Source organism: Curtobacterium sp. MCBA15_004, assembly GCF_001865055.2.
Lineage (GTDB): Bacteria > Actinomycetota > Actinomycetes > Actinomycetales > Microbacteriaceae > Curtobacterium.
On sequence record NZ_CP126266.1, the window covers coordinates 3,103,738 to 3,120,408 of the forward strand.

At 66.9% G+C, this 16,671-nt stretch carries 10 protein-coding genes and 3 rRNA genes; all 13 read right to left on the bottom strand.

The genetic code is table 11. The features are described 5' to 3' along the window. Nucleotides 1-15: 15 nt before the first annotated feature. Entirely contained in the window at nt 16-603 is a 588-nt protein-coding gene (locus tag QOL16_RS14595) for a DUF1349 domain-containing protein (protein WP_071284583.1), read from the bottom strand. Beyond that, nucleotides 600-1,196, bottom strand: a complete 597-nt coding sequence (locus QOL16_RS14600) for an NUDIX hydrolase (protein ID WP_071284581.1) — start codon at nt 1,194-1,196, stop codon at nt 600-602. The genes QOL16_RS14595 and QOL16_RS14600 overlap by 4 nt, the downstream gene beginning before the upstream one ends. A gap of 144 nt (nt 1,197-1,340) precedes the next feature. After that, complete coding sequence (locus QOL16_RS14605; protein WP_071248757.1) at nt 1,341-3,065, bottom strand: CTP synthase; 1,725 nt, start codon at nt 3,063-3,065, stop codon at nt 1,341-1,343. A gap of 747 nt (nt 3,066-3,812) precedes the next feature. Further along, nucleotides 3,813-5,507 (bottom strand): DNA repair protein RecN, encoded by a 1,695-nt coding sequence (gene recN, locus QOL16_RS14610; RefSeq protein WP_065963205.1) that lies wholly within the window; start codon nt 5,505-5,507, stop codon nt 3,813-3,815. Continuing rightward, nucleotides 5,504-6,421, bottom strand: coding sequence for an NAD kinase (locus tag QOL16_RS14615; protein WP_065963206.1), 918 nt, complete (start codon nt 6,419-6,421; stop codon nt 5,504-5,506). The genes recN and QOL16_RS14615 overlap by 4 nt, the downstream gene beginning before the upstream one ends. Next, complete coding sequence (locus tag QOL16_RS14620; protein ID WP_083230289.1) at nt 6,418-7,296, bottom strand: TlyA family RNA methyltransferase; 879 nt, start codon at nt 7,294-7,296, stop codon at nt 6,418-6,420. Before QOL16_RS14620 ends, QOL16_RS14615 begins: the two co-directional genes overlap by 4 nt. After that, entirely contained in the window at nt 7,289-7,570 is a 282-nt protein-coding gene (locus QOL16_RS14625; protein ID WP_139266393.1) for a hypothetical protein, read from the bottom strand. Before QOL16_RS14625 ends, QOL16_RS14620 begins: the two co-directional genes overlap by 8 nt. A gap of 10 nt (nt 7,571-7,580) precedes the next feature. Beyond that, nucleotides 7,581-8,558, bottom strand: coding sequence for an HAD-IIA family hydrolase (locus tag QOL16_RS14630; RefSeq protein WP_065963207.1), 978 nt, complete (start codon nt 8,556-8,558; stop codon nt 7,581-7,583). A gap of 16 nt (nt 8,559-8,574) precedes the next feature. Further along, the gene (locus tag QOL16_RS14635; protein ID WP_071284579.1) at nt 8,575-9,312 is read right to left on the bottom strand and encodes a hypothetical protein; all 738 of its coding nucleotides are present in this window, start codon (nt 9,310-9,312) and stop codon (nt 8,575-8,577) included. 47 nt (nt 9,313-9,359) lie between these two features. Then, nucleotides 9,360-10,406, bottom strand: a complete 1,047-nt coding sequence (locus tag QOL16_RS14640; RefSeq protein WP_305411030.1) for a hypothetical protein — start codon at nt 10,404-10,406, stop codon at nt 9,360-9,362. Between the two features lie 456 nt (nt 10,407-10,862). Continuing rightward, nucleotides 10,863-10,979: ribosomal RNA gene (gene rrf / locus QOL16_RS14645) — 5S ribosomal RNA — on the bottom strand. 137 nt (nt 10,980-11,116) lie between these two features. After that, nucleotides 11,117-14,243, bottom strand: a 23S ribosomal RNA gene (locus QOL16_RS14650). 469 nt (nt 14,244-14,712) lie between these two features. Continuing rightward, a 16S ribosomal RNA gene (locus QOL16_RS14655) occupies nt 14,713-16,234 on the bottom strand. The 16S, 23S and 5S rRNA genes sit together here, the layout of an rRNA operon. Nucleotides 16,235-16,671: the final 437 nt, after the last annotated feature.

Below are 16,671 nucleotides of genomic sequence, written 5' to 3' on the forward strand. Positions count from 1 at the left end.
GACGGAGCCCGACCGTCAGTGCAGCGCCGCGTCCGGGCCACCGAACCGGCAGTCCGTGAACGTCACGGTCAGCCCGCTCCTGGTCGGTGCCGCACAGAACAGCCCCGCCGACACCGCGGCGTCCGGGTCGAGCGGCGCGACCCGGACGAGCCGGGGCTCCTCGCCCTCCGCCCAGGCCCGGACGGTGACCGCGTCCCCCTCCCGGCTCGCGCGCACGGTGACCGTCCGCCCGGCCCACGACGGCACCGGCGCGACCGACCAGTCGGACACCCCGCGCGTGACGACGGCACCCACCTGCGGCTGCCCGTCCGCGAACTCCACGCCCGCCTTCATCCAGTGCCCGTCGTCGACCCGCAGGAACACCCCGGCCTGGTCGAACTGCTCCGTGAAGTCGAGGACGAACGACACCTCCACCGAGAACGGCCCGTCCGTCGGCCGCACGAGGGCGTGCTCGGAGTCGTGCACGAACCCGTACGAGGTCGTCCGCCACGCGTCGCTGCCCTCGACCGCGGTGACCCGCAGGACGGTGCCCTCGGGGTCGACCCCGGCGGGCTCGTGCGTCCATGCCCCGTCGTCGAGCAGGGCGCGGAGGCCCTGCGTCACCGGCCGGCCCCGCCCTCGTCCGCACGGCGACGCTCGATCGCGTCAGCCGCGAGGGTCGAGACGATCAGCGCCGAGTTGTGCACCCGCCCCGCGAGGACCGACGCGACGAGCTCCTCGCGCGGCACCCACCGCTTCACGATGTCGGCTTCCTCGGCCTCGCGCTCGAAGGCGCTCTCGGTGTCACGGATCCCCCGCGCCCGGTAGACCTGGATGAACTCGTCGCTGCCGCCCGACGAGGTGTTGTACCGCACGAGGGGCTCCCAGTGGTCCGCCGCGACGTCGGCCTCCTCGCCGAGTTCGCGCTTCGCGGCCTCGAGGTGGTCCTCGCCCGCGTGGTCGAGCAGGCCCGCGGGCAGCTCCCAGTCGCGCAGGCCGACCGGGTGCCGGTACTGCTGGATGACGAGGACGCGGCCCTCGTCATCCTCGGCGAACACGGCGACGGCACCGGTGTGGTCGATGTACTCACGCACCATGTCGTGCCCGTCGTAGTCGACGACGTCGCGGCGGACGTCCCACACCGCGCCCTCGTACACGACGGTCGACTCGGTGACCGGGTAGGAGGCGGGTTCGTCGGCGATCGGTGCGTCAGTCACCGCCCCATCCTGGCACGCAGCCCCTCGCGGGCCACCCGGTCACCAGGCCACCTCGTGCGCGCACCGCGCGTCCCACGCACCCCACGGACGACGGGAGGCGCGGTGCCAGCCGGCACCGCGCCTCCCGTCAGGACGTGGGTCGCGTCAGGCGACGACCTCCGCCGACTCCTCCTGCGGGTCGAAGAGGCTCGACGCCTCGTGGCGGGCGATCGCCGCGTCCACCAGCCCGGCGAACAGCGGGTGCGCCTTCGTCGGCCGCGAGCGCAGCTCCGGGTGCGCCTGCGTGGCGATGTAGAACGGGTGCACGTCGCGGGGCAGCTCGACGTACTCGACCAGGGTGCCGTCGGGCGACGTGCCCGAGAACACCAGGCCGGCGTCCGCGATCTGCTGGCGGTACTGGTTGTTCACCTCGTAGCGGTGACGGTGGCGCTCCGACGCCTCGGGAGCACCGTAGAGCTCGGCGGCGAGTGAGCCGTCCGTGAAGTGCGCCGGGTAGAGGCCCAGGCGCATCGTGCCGCCCATGTCGCCGCCGGCGATGATGTCCACCTGCTCCGCCATCGTCGCGATGACCGGTGTCGAGGTCTCCGGGTCGAACTCGGTGCTCGACGCGTCGGTCAGACCGGCCTCGTGGCGGGCGTACTCGATGACCATGCACTGCAGGCCGAGGCACAGGCCGAGCGTCGGGATGCCCTGCTCACGCGCGAAGCGGAGCGCACCGAGCTTGCCCTCGATGCCGCGCACGCCGAAGCCGCCGGGCACGCAGATGCCGTCCACGTCGCCGAGGTGCTTCGCGGCACCCTCGGGCGTCGTGCAGTCGTCCGACACGACCCACTTCAGCGTGACCTTCGCATTGTGCGCGAAACCACCGGCGCGCAGGGCCTCGGTCACCGACAGGTAGGCGTCGGGCAGGTCGATGTACTTGCCGACGAGGGCGATCGTGACGGCCTTCTTCGGCTCGTGCACGGCGTCGAGGACCGGCTTCCACGCCGACCAGTCCACGTCGTGCGCGTCGAGCTTGAGCGCGTCGATGATGACCTGGTCGAGGCCCTGGTCGTGCAGCAGCGTCGGGAGGTCGTAGATCGAGGGCACGTCCACCGCGTTCACCACGGCGTCCTCGTCCACGTCGCACATGAGGGCGATCTTGCGCTTGTTCGCGTCCGACACCGGGCGGTCGCTGCGCAGGACGAGGGCGTCCGGCTGGATGCCGATCGACCGGAGCGCGGCGACGCTGTGCTGCGTCGGCTTGGTCTTCTGCTCGCCCGAGGCGCTCATGAACGGCACGAGCGAGACGTGCACGAAGAACACGTTGTTGCGCCCGAGCTCGTGGCGCACCTGCCGCGCGGACTCGATGAAGGGCTGGGACTCGATGTCGCCGACCGTGCCGCCGACCTCGGTGATGATCACGTCGGGCTGCGGGTCGTTCTCGGCCTGCTCGCGCATCCGGCGCTTGATCTCGTCGGTGATGTGCGGGATGACCTGCACGGTGTCGCCGAGGTACTCGCCGCGCCGCTCCTTGGCGATCACCGTCGAGTAGACCTGCCCGGTCGTGACGTTCGCCGACTGCGCCAGGTCGATGTCGAGGAAGCGCTCGTAGTGCCCGATGTCGAGGTCCGTCTCGGCACCGTCGTCGGTCACGAAGACCTCGCCGTGCTGGAACGGGTTCATGGTGCCCGGGTCCACGTTGAGGTACGGGTCGAGCTTCTGCATGACGACCTTGAGGCCGCGCGCCGTGAGCAGGTTGCCGAGGCTTGCCGCCGTCAGGCCCTTGCCGAGGGACGAGACGACCCCGCCGGTCACGAAGATCTGCTTCGTCACCTTCGGGGTCGAGTTGCTGTCGTTCTGGGTACCGCCGCTGAGAGTGTCCGCCACGGGGTTCCATCGTACGTCAGAACCGGCGGGAGGCGCGACCCCCGGTCCGCCACGGGCGTTGCGGCCGGTGCCCGGTGCCGGGACGGCGGCCAGGAGGCGCTGCTCGCGCCCGCCACGGACGTCGCGCCGCGCGCGGGACCGGGCACGGCAGCCGGGAGGCGCGACCCCGGTCCGCCACGCACCTCGCGCGGCCCGCGCGGAGCCGGGTACGGCAGCCGGGAGGCGCTGCTCGCGCCCGCCACGGACGTCGCGCCGCGCGCTGGTCCGGGCACGGCAGCCGGGAGGCGCGACCCCGGTCCGCCACGCACCGCGGCCCGCGGCCCGCGGCCCGCGGCCCGCGGCCCGCGCAGAGCCTGGGTACGGCAGCCGGGAGGTGCTGCTCACGGCCGCCACGCACGTCGCGCCGCCGCCCGCGCGGACGGCCGGACGCGCCGGAAGCGGCCGGACGGCCGTCGGCGCGGCCTCCGCTCGGGCATCCCGCGGCGCGGCCGGGGCGACCTCCGTTCCACGCTGTGCCCGACGGCGCATGGGGCGCTCCGGCGGAGCGGCCCATGCTCCCGAGCATGCGGACGGCCGGACGCGCCGGACGCGCCGGACGCGCCGGACGGCCGTCGGCGCGGCCTGCGCTCGGGCATCCCGCGGCGCCGGAGGACGCGCGGTGGCGGTGGCGGTGGCGGTGACGGTGACCACGTCGCGACCGCCGGCGGCCCCGGACGGGCGACCCGCGCCTCCCGACCGGCCGCGTTCCTACGCGCGCTGACCGGCGACGTCGAGGAGCTCGCGCGCGTGCTCCATGCCGCTCGCGCTGTCCCCGAGGCCCGAGAGCAGCCGTGCCATCTCCTGCAGCCGGTCCTCGCCCTCGAGTCGCCGCACGCTCGACGAGGTGACCGCCCCACTGGCGTCCTTCACGACGTTGAGGTGGTTGTTCGCGAACGCCGCCACCTGCGCGAGGTGCGTGACCACGATGACCTGCGTCCGCTCCGCGAGCTTCGCGAGTCGCCGCCCGATCTCGATCGCGGCGGCACCACCGACGCCCGCGTCGACCTCGTCGAACACGAAGGTCGGCACGGTGGTGCTGCCGGCCATCACGACCTCGATCGCGAGCATCACCCGGGAGAGCTCACCGCCCGAGGCACCCTTGCCGATCGGGCGCGGGTCGGTACCGGAGTGCGGCTGCAGCAGGATCGCGACCTGGTCCCGTCCGTGCCGCCGGTACTCGCCGCCGTCGGTGACCTCGACGACCAGGGTCGCGCCGGCCATCGCGAGCGTCCCCAGCTCCGCGGTGACGCGCTTCGCCAGGTCGGTCGCCGCCTTCGACCGTGCCGCGGTCAGTGCGGCAGCGGCGGTGGCGAGCGTCTGCTCGTCCTGCGCGACGGCCTCCTGCAGCGCGGTGATGCGGTCGTCGTCCCCGTCGAGCTCGAGCAGCCGATCACTCGCGCGCTGCCCGTAGGCGATGACGTCGTCGACCGTGTCGCCGTACTTCCGGGTCAGGTTCGCGAGCAGTGCCCGCCGTTCGTTGATGAGCTCGAGGTCGTGCCCGGCGTCCGGTTCGAGCGACCCGAGGTAGCTCGACAGGCTCGCCGACGCCTCGGATGCCTGGATGCCGAGCTCGGTCAGCTGCTCGAGGACGGGCAGCAGCGCCGGGTCCGAGCCGGCCACGCGCTCGACCGCACGCCGCGCCGTCTCGACCAGCCCGATGACGTCCGGAGCGTCGTCGAGCGACTCGCTGGACAGGGCTTCGTGCGCGGTCCCGGCCGACAGCCGGAGTTCCTCGAGGTTGCCGAGCCGTTCCGCGCGCTCGGTCAGTTCGACGTCCTCGCCGGGCTGCGGGTCGGCTGCCTCGATCTCGTCGGAGGCCGCTCGGATCCGGTCGGCCTCGGCGACGCGGTCGTCCCGGTCACGGACCAGGGTCTCGAGCTCGCCCGCGTGCGCCTGCCAGGTGTCGTACGCCGTGACGTACGCGTCCAGGGCGCGTTGCACCGCCCGACCGCCGAAGCCGTCGAGCGCCGCGCGCTGTGCCGACGCCGACGTCAGGCGGATCTGGTCGGACTGCCCGTGCACCGTGACGAGCTGGTCGGCGAGTTCGCCGAGCACCGCGACCGGGGCGCTGCGGCCGCCCACCGTCGCGCGGCTCCGGCCCTCGGCCGACACGGTACGGGTGAGGATGAGCTCGCCGTCCTCGACGGTCCCGCCGGCGTCCTGCACGCGCGCGGCGACCGCGTCCTGCTCCGGGACGTGCCAGCGGCCCTCGACGACGGCGCTCGACGCACCACGGCGCACCGAGCCGGCGTCGGCGCGCGCGCCGAGGAGCAGCCCCAGTGCGGTGACGATCATGGTCTTGCCCGCACCGGTCTCGCCGGTGACGACCGTGAAGCCCGGGCCGAGCTCGAGCGTCGTCTCACCGATGACGCCCAGGTCGGAGATGACGATCTCCTCGATCATGCGTCGTCCTCGACCGCGGGGCCGCGCCACCCGGCGACGGGCAGCTGGAACTTCGCGACCAGGCGGTCGGTGAACGGGGCGTCCTTGAGCCGTGCGACGCGGACCGGGTCCGTCGAGCGACGGACCTCGACCCGTGCGCCCGGTGGCAGGTCGTGGGTGCGGCGGCCGTCGCACCAGAGCACGCCGACGCCGCTCGTCCGGCGCAGCACCTCGACCGCGAGGGTGCGGTCCGGGCCGACGACGATCGGACGGGAGAACAGGGCGTGCGCGCTGAGCGGCACCATGAGGAGCGCGTCGACATCGGGCCAGACGATGGGACCGCCGCCGGAGAACGAGTACGCGGTGGACCCGGTGGGCGTCGCCACGACGACGCCGTCGCACCCGAAGGAGGACAGCGGACGCCCGTCGACCTCGGTGACGACCTCGAGCATGCGCTCCCGTGACGCCTTCTCGATCGTCGCCTCGTTGAGCGCCCACGAGGAGTACACGACCTCGTGCCCGACGACCACGTCGACCTGGAGCGTCACGCGCTCCTCGACCTTGTAGTCGCCCGCGAGCACCCGCTCGACCGTGGCGTGCAGGCCGTCGCGCTCGCTCTCGGCGAGGAAGCCCACGTGCCCGAGGTTCACGCCGACGATCGGTGCGCCGGTGCCGCGGACGAGTTCGGCCGCCCGGAGGATCGTGCCGTCGCCGCCGAGCACGACGACGATCTCGAGCTGGTCGGCCTGCACGTCGACGTCGAGGATGTCGACCTGGCCGACGGAGGCCTCGGCGCGACGGACGTCGGCGTACTCGTCGAACGGCATCACCGGGACGAGCCCGGCGTCGTGCAGGAGGTCGCAGACCTCGACCGCAGCATCGATGGAGTCCTGACGCCCCGTGTGGGAGACGAGCAGGATGTGGCGGTCGCTCATGCAGCCCCTTCAGTGAGTTCGGACGCCCGACCGATCCACGCTGTCGGGTTCCCCCATTCTGTCGGATCGCCACCGACACGACGCTGGAAGCGCGCGAGGTACTCGTGGTTGCCGTGCGTGCCGACGATCGGTGACGCGGCGAGACCGGTCGTCCCGAGGCCCGCGTCCCACGCCGACCAGAGGACGTTCATGAGGGCGTCGTTGCGCAGCGCGGCGTCGCGGACGATGCCCTCGCGCACACCGCCACGACCGACCTCGAACTGGGGCTTCACCAGGAGGACGAAGTCGTCGGCGGGTACCGCCCCGGCGAGGACCGGCAGCACCAGGCGCAGCGAGATGAAGGAGAGGTCCCCGACGACCAGGCTGGTCTCCGGGGCCGCGGCGTCGAGGGCTGCGTACTCGTCGGCGGTGAGGGTGCGCGCGTTCAGCCCCTCGACGACCCGGACACGGGCGTCGATCGCCAACGAGGGATCGAGCTGCCCGTGGCCGACGTCGAGCGCGACCACCCGTCGGGCGCCGCGGTGCAGGAGGACCTGCGTGAAGCCCCCGGTGCTCGCGCCGACGTCGAGCACGACACGGTCGGTGGGGTCCACCTCGAACGCGTCGAGGGCGTGCACGAGCTTCAGCGCTGCCCGCGAGACCCACTCGTCCTCGGTGTCGACGACGATCGGCACCTGCGGGGACACCGGCGCGGACGGCTTCACCACGGGGCGGCCGTCCACCGTGACCCGGCCGGCCTGCACGAGCTTGGCTGCCGCGGTCCGCGAGCGGGCCAGACCACGGGCGGCCAGGAGGGCGTCGAGGCGGACCGGCTGCGACGCCTCGTCCGTCCGGGTGCCCGCGTCGGTGGAGGCGTGGTCGCGAGGCTCAGGCACGGTGGGCGCTCCCGCTCTCGAGGCGCGTCCGGAGTTCGTCGTGCAGTGCCGCGAAGGCGTCCGCGCGCTGGTCGAGCGGCAGCGCTTCGGCGGCAGCGGCGCGCGAGGCGACGCTGTCGGGTGCGTCGGCGGTCGCGTCCGCATCGGTCCCGTTCCCAGCGCGGGCGAACCCTGCGGTGTCAGGGGCGTCTGCGGAGTCGGGGGCGTCCGTGGTGTCGGGTCCGTGCGCGGGTCGCCTCGTCTCGGGACCACCCGCACGCTCGTCGTTCGACACGTCGGTCAGGCTACTCGCCGCCGTGGAGCACGGGGTCCACGTCGAGGCCGTAGATGGCCAACCCCGACTCCCAGATCAGGGTCGACCCCGCACGGAGCAGGTTGATGGGCGTCCCGCGGTCGAGGACCCGGACGACGTGCCCGTGCATCGCGACGGTGGCATCGCCGACCGTGACGTAGCGCGTGCCGTCGTGGTCCTCGCGCCGCACGGTGACCGGGTACGGCTCGGACAACCCGCGGAGGTCCTCGAGCACGTAGGTCGGACGCGAGCGCTGGTCGGCGGCGAGGACCTGCTTCGCCTGGTCGATGCCCGTCAGCACGAGGACGCTGGGGATGCCCGCGTCGTTCGCACCCTTGATGTCGGTGTCGAGGCGGTCACCGATGAACAACGGCCGCTCGCCCCCGAACCGCGCGAGCGCAGCGTCGAAGATCGGGCGCTCGGGCTTCCCCGCCACCACCGGCATGCGGCCCACCGCCTGGTGGACGGCGGACACCAGCGTGCCGTTGCCGGGCGCGATGCCGCGTTCCACCGGGATCGACCAGTCCATGTTCGTCGCGACCCACGGGACGTCCGGGTCCGCGAGCGCGAACGACGCCTCGGCCAGGTGCGTCCACCCGAGGTCCGGCGAGAAGCCCTGGATGACGGCAGCGGGTGCGTCGTCGGCACTCGCCGTGACCGTGAAGCCGGCTTCCTCGACGATGCTCGTCAGCCCGAGCCCGCCGGTCACCAGGACGGTGGAACCGGCCGGCACGAGGGTCTCGAGCAGACGGACGCCTGCCTGGGACGAGGTCACGACGTCCTCCGGGCCGACGACCAGGCCGTACTGCTCGAGGTGCTCGGCGACGTCGACGGGTCGACGCGAGGCGTTGTTCGTGATGTAGCCGACCCGAGCGGACCGAGCAGCGAGGTTGAGCGCCTCGACCGCGTGCGGGATGGCGTTCCGACCGCGGTAGACGACACCGTCGAGGTCGGTGAGGACGACGTCCACACCGGCCGTCGGCGGCTCAGCCTGCTGCGGAGCCGTCGACGTCGCGGGGGTTGTCGTCGTCGATCTCGTCGATGTCGTCGTCGGGCTCGACGGGCTCCCCGAGCTGGGCGGTGTCGTCGAGGCCGTCGACACCGTGCTCGACGACGTCGGAGTCGGCTGCGACGTCGGCGACGGGCTCGTCGTGTCCTTCGACTTCTTCCTCGACCACATCAACTGTCTCCCATGCGTTCTCGTCCGCTGCGGCGGCGAGGGCCTCGGCAGCGCGGTCCACCCGCGCCCACCACTCGTCGGCCTCGTCCTGTCGCCCGAGCTCCTCGAGCGTCGCCGCGTAAGCACTGTAGAGCGCCGGCGACCACGTGTAGGCCGTGGTCGGATCGAGCTGTGGAATCTCCAGCTCGCCCAGCGCGGCTGTGGGGTTGCCGAGGTCGAGCCGCGCACCGGACATCGCGATCGCGAGCTCCACCTGCACGGCCGGGTCGAGCGCAGCACGGTCGATCGACCGTCCGAGCTCGAGCGCGCGCTCAGGGCGTCCCAGCCCGCGCTCGCAGTCGACCATCATCGGCAGCTGGTCGTTCTTGCCCGAGATCCGTCGGTAGGTGCGGAGCTCGCGGAGCGCCGTGGCGAAGTCGCCGGTGCGGTACGCGGTGATGGCCGCGGTCTCGCGGACGACCGCCACGCGGCCGGCCCGACGCGCTGCACTGAGCGCGTGCTGGTTCGCGGTCTCGGGGTCCTCGTCGACGAGGAGTGCCGCCATGACCAGGTGCTTCGCGACCCAGTCAGCGTTCTCCTTGCTGAGGGTCTTCAGCTCGGCGCGTGCAGCCGGGTCCAGGTCGCGGGCCGAGACCTCGTCCGAGATCTCCGGGTCCTCGTGCCGCGGGCGGATCGACCGCGTGCCGTACGGGTCGCGATCCTCCCAGTCGTCACGCGCTGCCTCGCCGAACCGTGCACCGGCGTGCCGGTCACCGTCGCCGAAGCGCCGACGCTCGCCACCGCTGTCGCCGCCACGGTTCGGACGGTCGCCGCCGAAGGAACGACGCTCACCGTCACGCGGCGGACGACGGTCATCGCCACCGCGGAACGGACGGTCACCATCACGCGCCGGACGACGGTCGTCACCACCACGGGCGGCACGGTCACCATCACGCGGCGGACGACGGTCGTCACCACCACGGAACGGACGGTCACCACCGAAGGAACGACGCTCGCCGTCCCGCGCCGGGCGACGGTCATCGCCACCACGGAACGGACGGTCACCATCACGCGGCGGACGACGGTCGTCACCACCACGGAACGGACGGTCACCACCGAAGGAACGACGCTCGCCGTCCCGCGCCGGGCGACGGTCATCGCCACCACGGAACGGACGGTCACCATCACGCGACGGACGACGGTCATCACCGCCACGGAACGGACGGTCACCACCGAAGGAACGACGCTCGCCGTCACGCGCCGGACGACGGTCATCACCACCACGGAACGGACGGTCACCATCACGCGACGGACGACGGTCATCACCACCACGGAACGGACGGTCACCATCACGCGACGGACGACGGTCATCACCACCACGGAACGGACGGTCACCATCACGCGGCGGACGACGGTCGTCACCACCACGGAACGGACGGTCACCGCCGAAGGGACGACGCTCGCCGTCACGCGCCGGACGACGGTCATCACCACCGCGCGCGGCACGGTCACCGCCGAAGGAACGACGCTCACCATCACGCGCCGGACGACGATCGTCACCACCACGGAACGGACGATCGCCTCGCGGCCCATCACCGCGAGGGGGACGACCCGCGTCATCGCGTTCGCCGCGCCACGCCGGTCGGGAGCCAGAGTCACGGAACGGACGGTCCCCGTCACGAGCGGGGCGGCCGACGTCGCGACGCTGGGGGCCTGTGTCCCCGCGCGGGCGATCATCGCCCCGGCCACCGCGCTGCCCTTCGCGACGTTCGAAGTCCCGAGGCCCGGACGACCAACGGTCGCTTCGCGGTGCACCGCCGTCCCGACGTGGCTCCCGGTCGGATCGACCCTGGCGGTCGCCGTCGTTCCGTCGCTGCTCGTCGTCGTTCGCCACCGTTGCTCCTCGTCGCGTGCCCGAAACTGTCCTCGGGCGATCGTCCGCTGTGTCGTTGTGTGTAGAGGCCGCACGAAGTCGGCACCGAAGCAAGTCCATCACGGACCGCTCGGCACGTCGAGTGCGGCGCAGAAACGGATGTGGCCACCGGCCTCCACGAGAACGAGGGTCTCCCCTGCGAGTTCTCGATGGAGGGCCGATGGCCACATCACTTACGTTGAGTCCGGCGGCGTCCTACTCTCCCACAAGGTCCCCCTTGCAGTACCATCGGCGCTGAGAGGCTTAGCTTCCGGGTTCGGAATGTGACCGGGCGTTTCCCTCTCGCTATGACCACCGGAACACTGTCGACCCGAAACGGATCAAACACTGTTCCTTCATGCTGGTTCAGCTGAAGTATTCAGTTTGATTCCCGATCGTCTGTCGGGAACCACAAAGTGGACGCGAGCCCCCACCACAAGGGTGGGGAAATAATTGTGTTGTCAAGTCTTCGGCTTATTAGTACCGGTCAGCTCCACGGGTCGTTAGTCCCCGCTTCCACATCCGGCCTATCAACCCAGTAGTCTGCTGGGAGCCTCTCACACTCAAGGTGCATGGAAATCTCATCTCGAAGACGGCTTCCCGCTTAGATGCTTTCAGCGGTTATCCGGTCCGAACGTAGCTAATCAGCGGTGCCCTTGGCAGAACAACTGACACACCAGAGGTTCGTCCATCCCGGTCCTCTCGTACTAGGGATAGATCTTCTCAAATTTCCAACGCGCGCAGCGGATAGGGACCGAACTGTCTCACGACGTTCTAAACCCAGCTCGCGTACCGCTTTAATGGGCGAACAGCCCAACCCTTGGGACCTACTCCAGCCCCAGGATGCGACGAGCCGACATCGAGGTGCCAAACCATGCCGTCGATATGGACTCTTGGGCAAGATCAGCCTGTTATCCCCGAGGTACCTTTTATCCGTTGAGCGACAGCGCTTCCACAAGCCACTGCCGGATCACTAGTCCCGACTTTCGTCCCTGCTCGACCTGTCAGTCTCACAGTCAAGCTCCCTTGTGCACTTACACTCGCCACCTGATTGCCAACCAGGTTGAGGGAACCTTTGGGCGCCTCCGTTACTCTTTGGGAGGCAACCGCCCCAGTTAAACTACCCATCAGGCACTGTCCATGAACCCGATCAGGGTCCTACGTTAGACATCCAAAGTGACCAGAGTGGTATTTCAACAATGACTCCACGAACACTAGCGTGCCCGCTTCACAGTCTCCCACCTATCCTACACAAGCCACTCCGAACACCAATACCAAACTGTAGTAAAGGTCACGGGGTCTTTCCGTCCTGCTGCGCGTAACGAGCATCTTTACTCGTAGTGCAATTTCGCCGAGTTCGCGGTTGAGACAGCTGGGAAGTCGTTACGCCATTCGTGCAGGTCGGAACTTACCCGACAAGGAATTTCGCTACCTTAGGATGGTTATAGTTACCACCGCCGTTTACTGGGGCTTAAATTCAGAGCTTCGCCCGAGGGCTAACCCTTCCTCTTAACCTTCCAGCACCGGGCAGGCGTCAGTCCGTATACATCGTCTTGCGACTTCGCACGGACCTGTGTTTTTAGTAAACAGTCGCTTCCCACTGGTCTCTGCGGCCTTCAACGCTCACGGAGCAAGTCCGGTCACGTGTCCGGCCCCCTCTCTCCCGAAGTTACGGGGGCATTTTGCCGAGTTCCTTAACCACGATTATCTCGATCTCCTTGGTATTCTCTACCTGACCACCTGAGTCGGTTTCGGGTACGGGCGGCTGCAACCTCGCGTCGATGCTTTTCTCGGCAGCATAGGATCACTGATTTCCCCTTACGGGTACGCGTCGGATCTCAGGCGTACAGACGACGGATTTGCCTATCGTCAGCCCTACATCCTTACACCAGGTTCACCTTACGGATACCATCGCCTGGCTCAGCTACCTTCCTGCGTCACACCTGTTCATACGCTAGCCGCACCAGCATGGGGTCGAGCGTTAGACCGGACACCATCACCCCGAAGGGATCCGACGAACCGGGTTAGGACTCTTAGCACCACTGGATTAGCTTGGGCGGTTGTTCGCCGGTACGGGAATATCAACCCGTTGTCCATCGACTACGCCTGTCGGCCTCGCCTTAGGTCCCGACTTACCCAGGGCGGATTAACCTGGCCCTGGAACCCTTGGTCTTTCGGAGGACGGGTTTCTCACCCGTCTTTCGCTACTCATGCCTGCATTCTCACTCGTGTGGCGTCCACGGCTGGATTACTCCGCCGCTTCACTCGCCACACGACGCTCTCCTACCACTCCGCACGACTGAACCACGAAGGCTTGTCTGTGTGCGAAATCTACAACTTCGGCGGTGTGCTTGAGCCCCGTTACATTGTCGGCGCGGAATCACTTGACCAGTGAGCTATTACGCACTCTTTCAAGGGTGGCTGCTTCTAAGCCAACCTCCTGGTTGTCTGTGCAACTCCACATCCTTTCCCACTTAGCACACGCTTAGGGGCCTTAGTTGGTAGTCTGGGTTGTTTCCCTCTCGACGATGAAGCTTATCCCCCACCGTCTCACTGCTGCGCTCTCACTCACCGGCATTCGGAGTTTGGCTGACGTCAGTAACCTGTTGAGGCCCATCGGCCATCCAGTAGCTCTACCTCCGGCGAGAAACACGCAACGCTGCACCTAAATGCATTTCGGAGAGAACCAGCTATCACGAAGTTTGATTGGCCTTTCACCCCTATCCACAGCTCATCCCCTCCATTTTCAACTGAAGTGGGTTCGGTCCTCCACGACGTCTTACCGTCGCTTCAACCTGGCCATGGATAGATCACTTCGCTTCGGGTCTAGGACATGCGACTGAACCGCCCTATTCAGACTCGCTTTCGCTACGGCTGCCCCACACGGGTTAACCTCGCCACATATCACTAACTCGCAGGCTCATTCTTCAAAAGGCACGCCGTCACCCCTACTAAGGAGGCTCCGACGGTTTGTAAGCAAACGGTTTCAGGTACTATTTCACTCCCCTCCCGGGGTACTTTTCACCTTTCCCTCACGGTACTTGTCCGCTATCGGTCATCTGGGAGTATTTAGGCTTATCAGGTGGTCCTGACAGATTCACACGGGATTTCTCGGGCCCCGTGCTACTTGGGATACACATCCGGCCATAACACCATTTCGTCTACGGGGCTGGCACCCACTACGGCCCGGCTTTCAAACCGGTTCGACTATGATGCGCTGTAACCGCCCCAGTCCGGCAGAACTGAGTGACGTGTCCCACAACCCCGACCATGCAACGCCCGCCGGCTATCACACATGATCGGTTTAGCCTCATCCGCTTTCGCTCGCCACTACTCACGGAATCACATGTTGTTTTCTCTTCCTGTGGGTACTGAGATGTTTCACTTCCCCACGTTCCCTCTACCCGCCCTATATATTCAGGCGGGAGTCGCCAGGTCACAAAAGCGCCTGGCGGGGTTTCCCCATTCGGAAATCCTCGGCTCACAGCTCGATTATCAGCTCCCCGAGGCTTATCGCAGATTTCTACGTCCTTCTTCGGCTCCAGATGCCAAGGCATCCACCGTTTGCTCTTAGAAACTTGACCACAAAGATTAAAATTGCGATCCAACGCCAACCACAACCACCAACCGAAGCCGGCGATCATGCGATGACGCGAATCTAAAGATGCTCGCGTCCACTGTGTAGTTCTCAACATACGATCGGCACCATCCTCCACCAACGCAACCGCGCCGGCATCACATGGCCCACTCGAAGAACCGCGTCCCCAGCACCACCCACACAGGGCAGCACCAGACGGCTCAACCCCCAACCACAACGGGCCGGGAAGCCTGGTCCCTCAGGACCCAACAACGTGCACCAGATACTCACCACACCCCGACCCCTTCCAACCAACCGCGAACGATCGATGTACTGACGCCGAGAGCATGACTCCCACCTGCACTGTCAATGTTCCACCCATGAGCTACCCGTCGGACACGTTCGGTCCGAACCAGGCGCCTGGACCCACCCCACACCTGCATCTGCAGACACGAGACGAGCCAGATGCTCCTTAGAAAGGAGGTGATCCAGCCGCACCTTCCGGTACGGCTACCTTGTTACGACTTAGTCCTAATCACCGATCCCACCTTCGACGGCTCCTTCCACAAGGGTTAGGCCACCGGCTTCGGGTGTTACCGACTTTCATGACTTGACGGGCGGTGTGTACAAGGCCCGGGAACGTATTCACCGCAGCGTTGCTGATCTGCGATTACTAGCGACTCCGACTTCATGAGGTCGAGTTGCAGACCTCAATCCGAACTGAGACCGGCTTTTTGGGATTCGCTCCACCTTACGGTATCGCAGCCCTTTGTACCGGCCATTGTAGCATGCGTGAAGCCCAAGACATAAGGGGCATGATGATTTGACGTCATCCCCACCTTCCTCCGAGTTGACCCCGGCAGTCTCCTATGAGTCCCCGCCATAACGCGCTGGCAACATAGAACGAGGGTTGCGCTCGTTGCGGGACTTAACCCAACATCTCACGACACGAGCTGACGACAACCATGCACCACCTGTACACCGACCACAAGGGGGCGACCATCTCTGGCCGTTTCCGGTGTATGTCAAGCCTTGGTAAGGTTCTTCGCGTTGCATCGAATTAATCCGCATGCTCCGCCGCTTGTGCGGGCCCCCGTCAATTCCTTTGAGTTTTAGCCTTGCGGCCGTACTCCCCAGGCGGGGCGCTTAATGCGTTAGCTACGACACAGAAACCGTGGAAAGGTCCCTACATCTAGCGCCCAACGTTTACGGCATGGACTACCAGGGTATCTAATCCTGTTCGCTCCCCATGCTTTCGCTCCTCAGCGTCAGTTACGGCCCAGAGATCTGCCTTCGCCATCGGTGTTCCTCCTGATATCTGCGCATTCCACCGCTACACCAGGAATTCCAATCTCCCCTACCGCACTCTAGTCTGCCCGTACCCACTGCAAGCCCGAGGTTGAGCCTCGGGATTTCACAGCAGACGCGACAAACCGCCTACGAGCTCTTTACGCCCAATAATTCCGGACAACGCTTGCACCCTACGTATTACCGCGGCTGCTGGCACGTAGTTAGCCGGTGCTTTTTCTGCAGGTACCGTCACTTTCGCTTCTTCCCTACTAAAAGAGGTTTACAACCCGAAGGCCGTCATCCCTCACGCGGCGTTGCTGCATCAGGCTTTCGCCCATTGTGCAATATTCCCCACTGCTGCCTCCCGTAGGAGTCTGGGCCGTGTCTCAGTCCCAGTGTGGCCGGTCACCCTCTCAGGCCGGCTACCCGTCGTCGCCTTGGTGAGCCATTACCTCACCAACAAGCTGATAGGCCGCGAGTCCATCCCCAACCAAAAAATCTTTCCACTACCAGACCATGCGGCCAGTAGTCCTATCCAGTATTAGACGTCGTTTCCAACGCTTATCCCAGAGTCAGGGGCAGGTTACTCACGTGTTACTCACCCGTTCGCCACTAATCACAGAAGCAAGCTCCTGATCATCGTTCGACTTGCATGTGTTAAGCACGCCGCCAGCGTTCGTCCTGAGCCAGGATCAAACTCTCCGTAAAAAAATTACAACCAACACCGAAGTGTCAGCGAGTTGAAACTGACTGTTGACTGTCCACTGGACAATCTTCAATCCAAAAGGAATTGTCTCCGACCCAACCAACCAAAAGGCCAGCCAGGCACGGGGTCAATAAATTGGCATTGACAATGTGCACGCTGTTGAGTTCTCAAGGACCAGACGCACCCAACACTCCACACCCATCAGGGCGCTTCACGAAGGAGCTGGTTCGTTGCCCGGGGAAGAACCGTGGCGAACAAGATCCCCAAGTCCATGACCTGGCGACCGTCCCGGCCGTTCCGTTCTCCGCCTCAGCGGCAACGAGGTACAACCTTACGCGGGACTGAGCCGCACCGCCAACCATGCCTACTCCCGGGCGTGTCGCGTTCTACGAGTATGCCGGGCGCGACTACGGATGGCCTTCTGGTCCCCCTGTGGCTC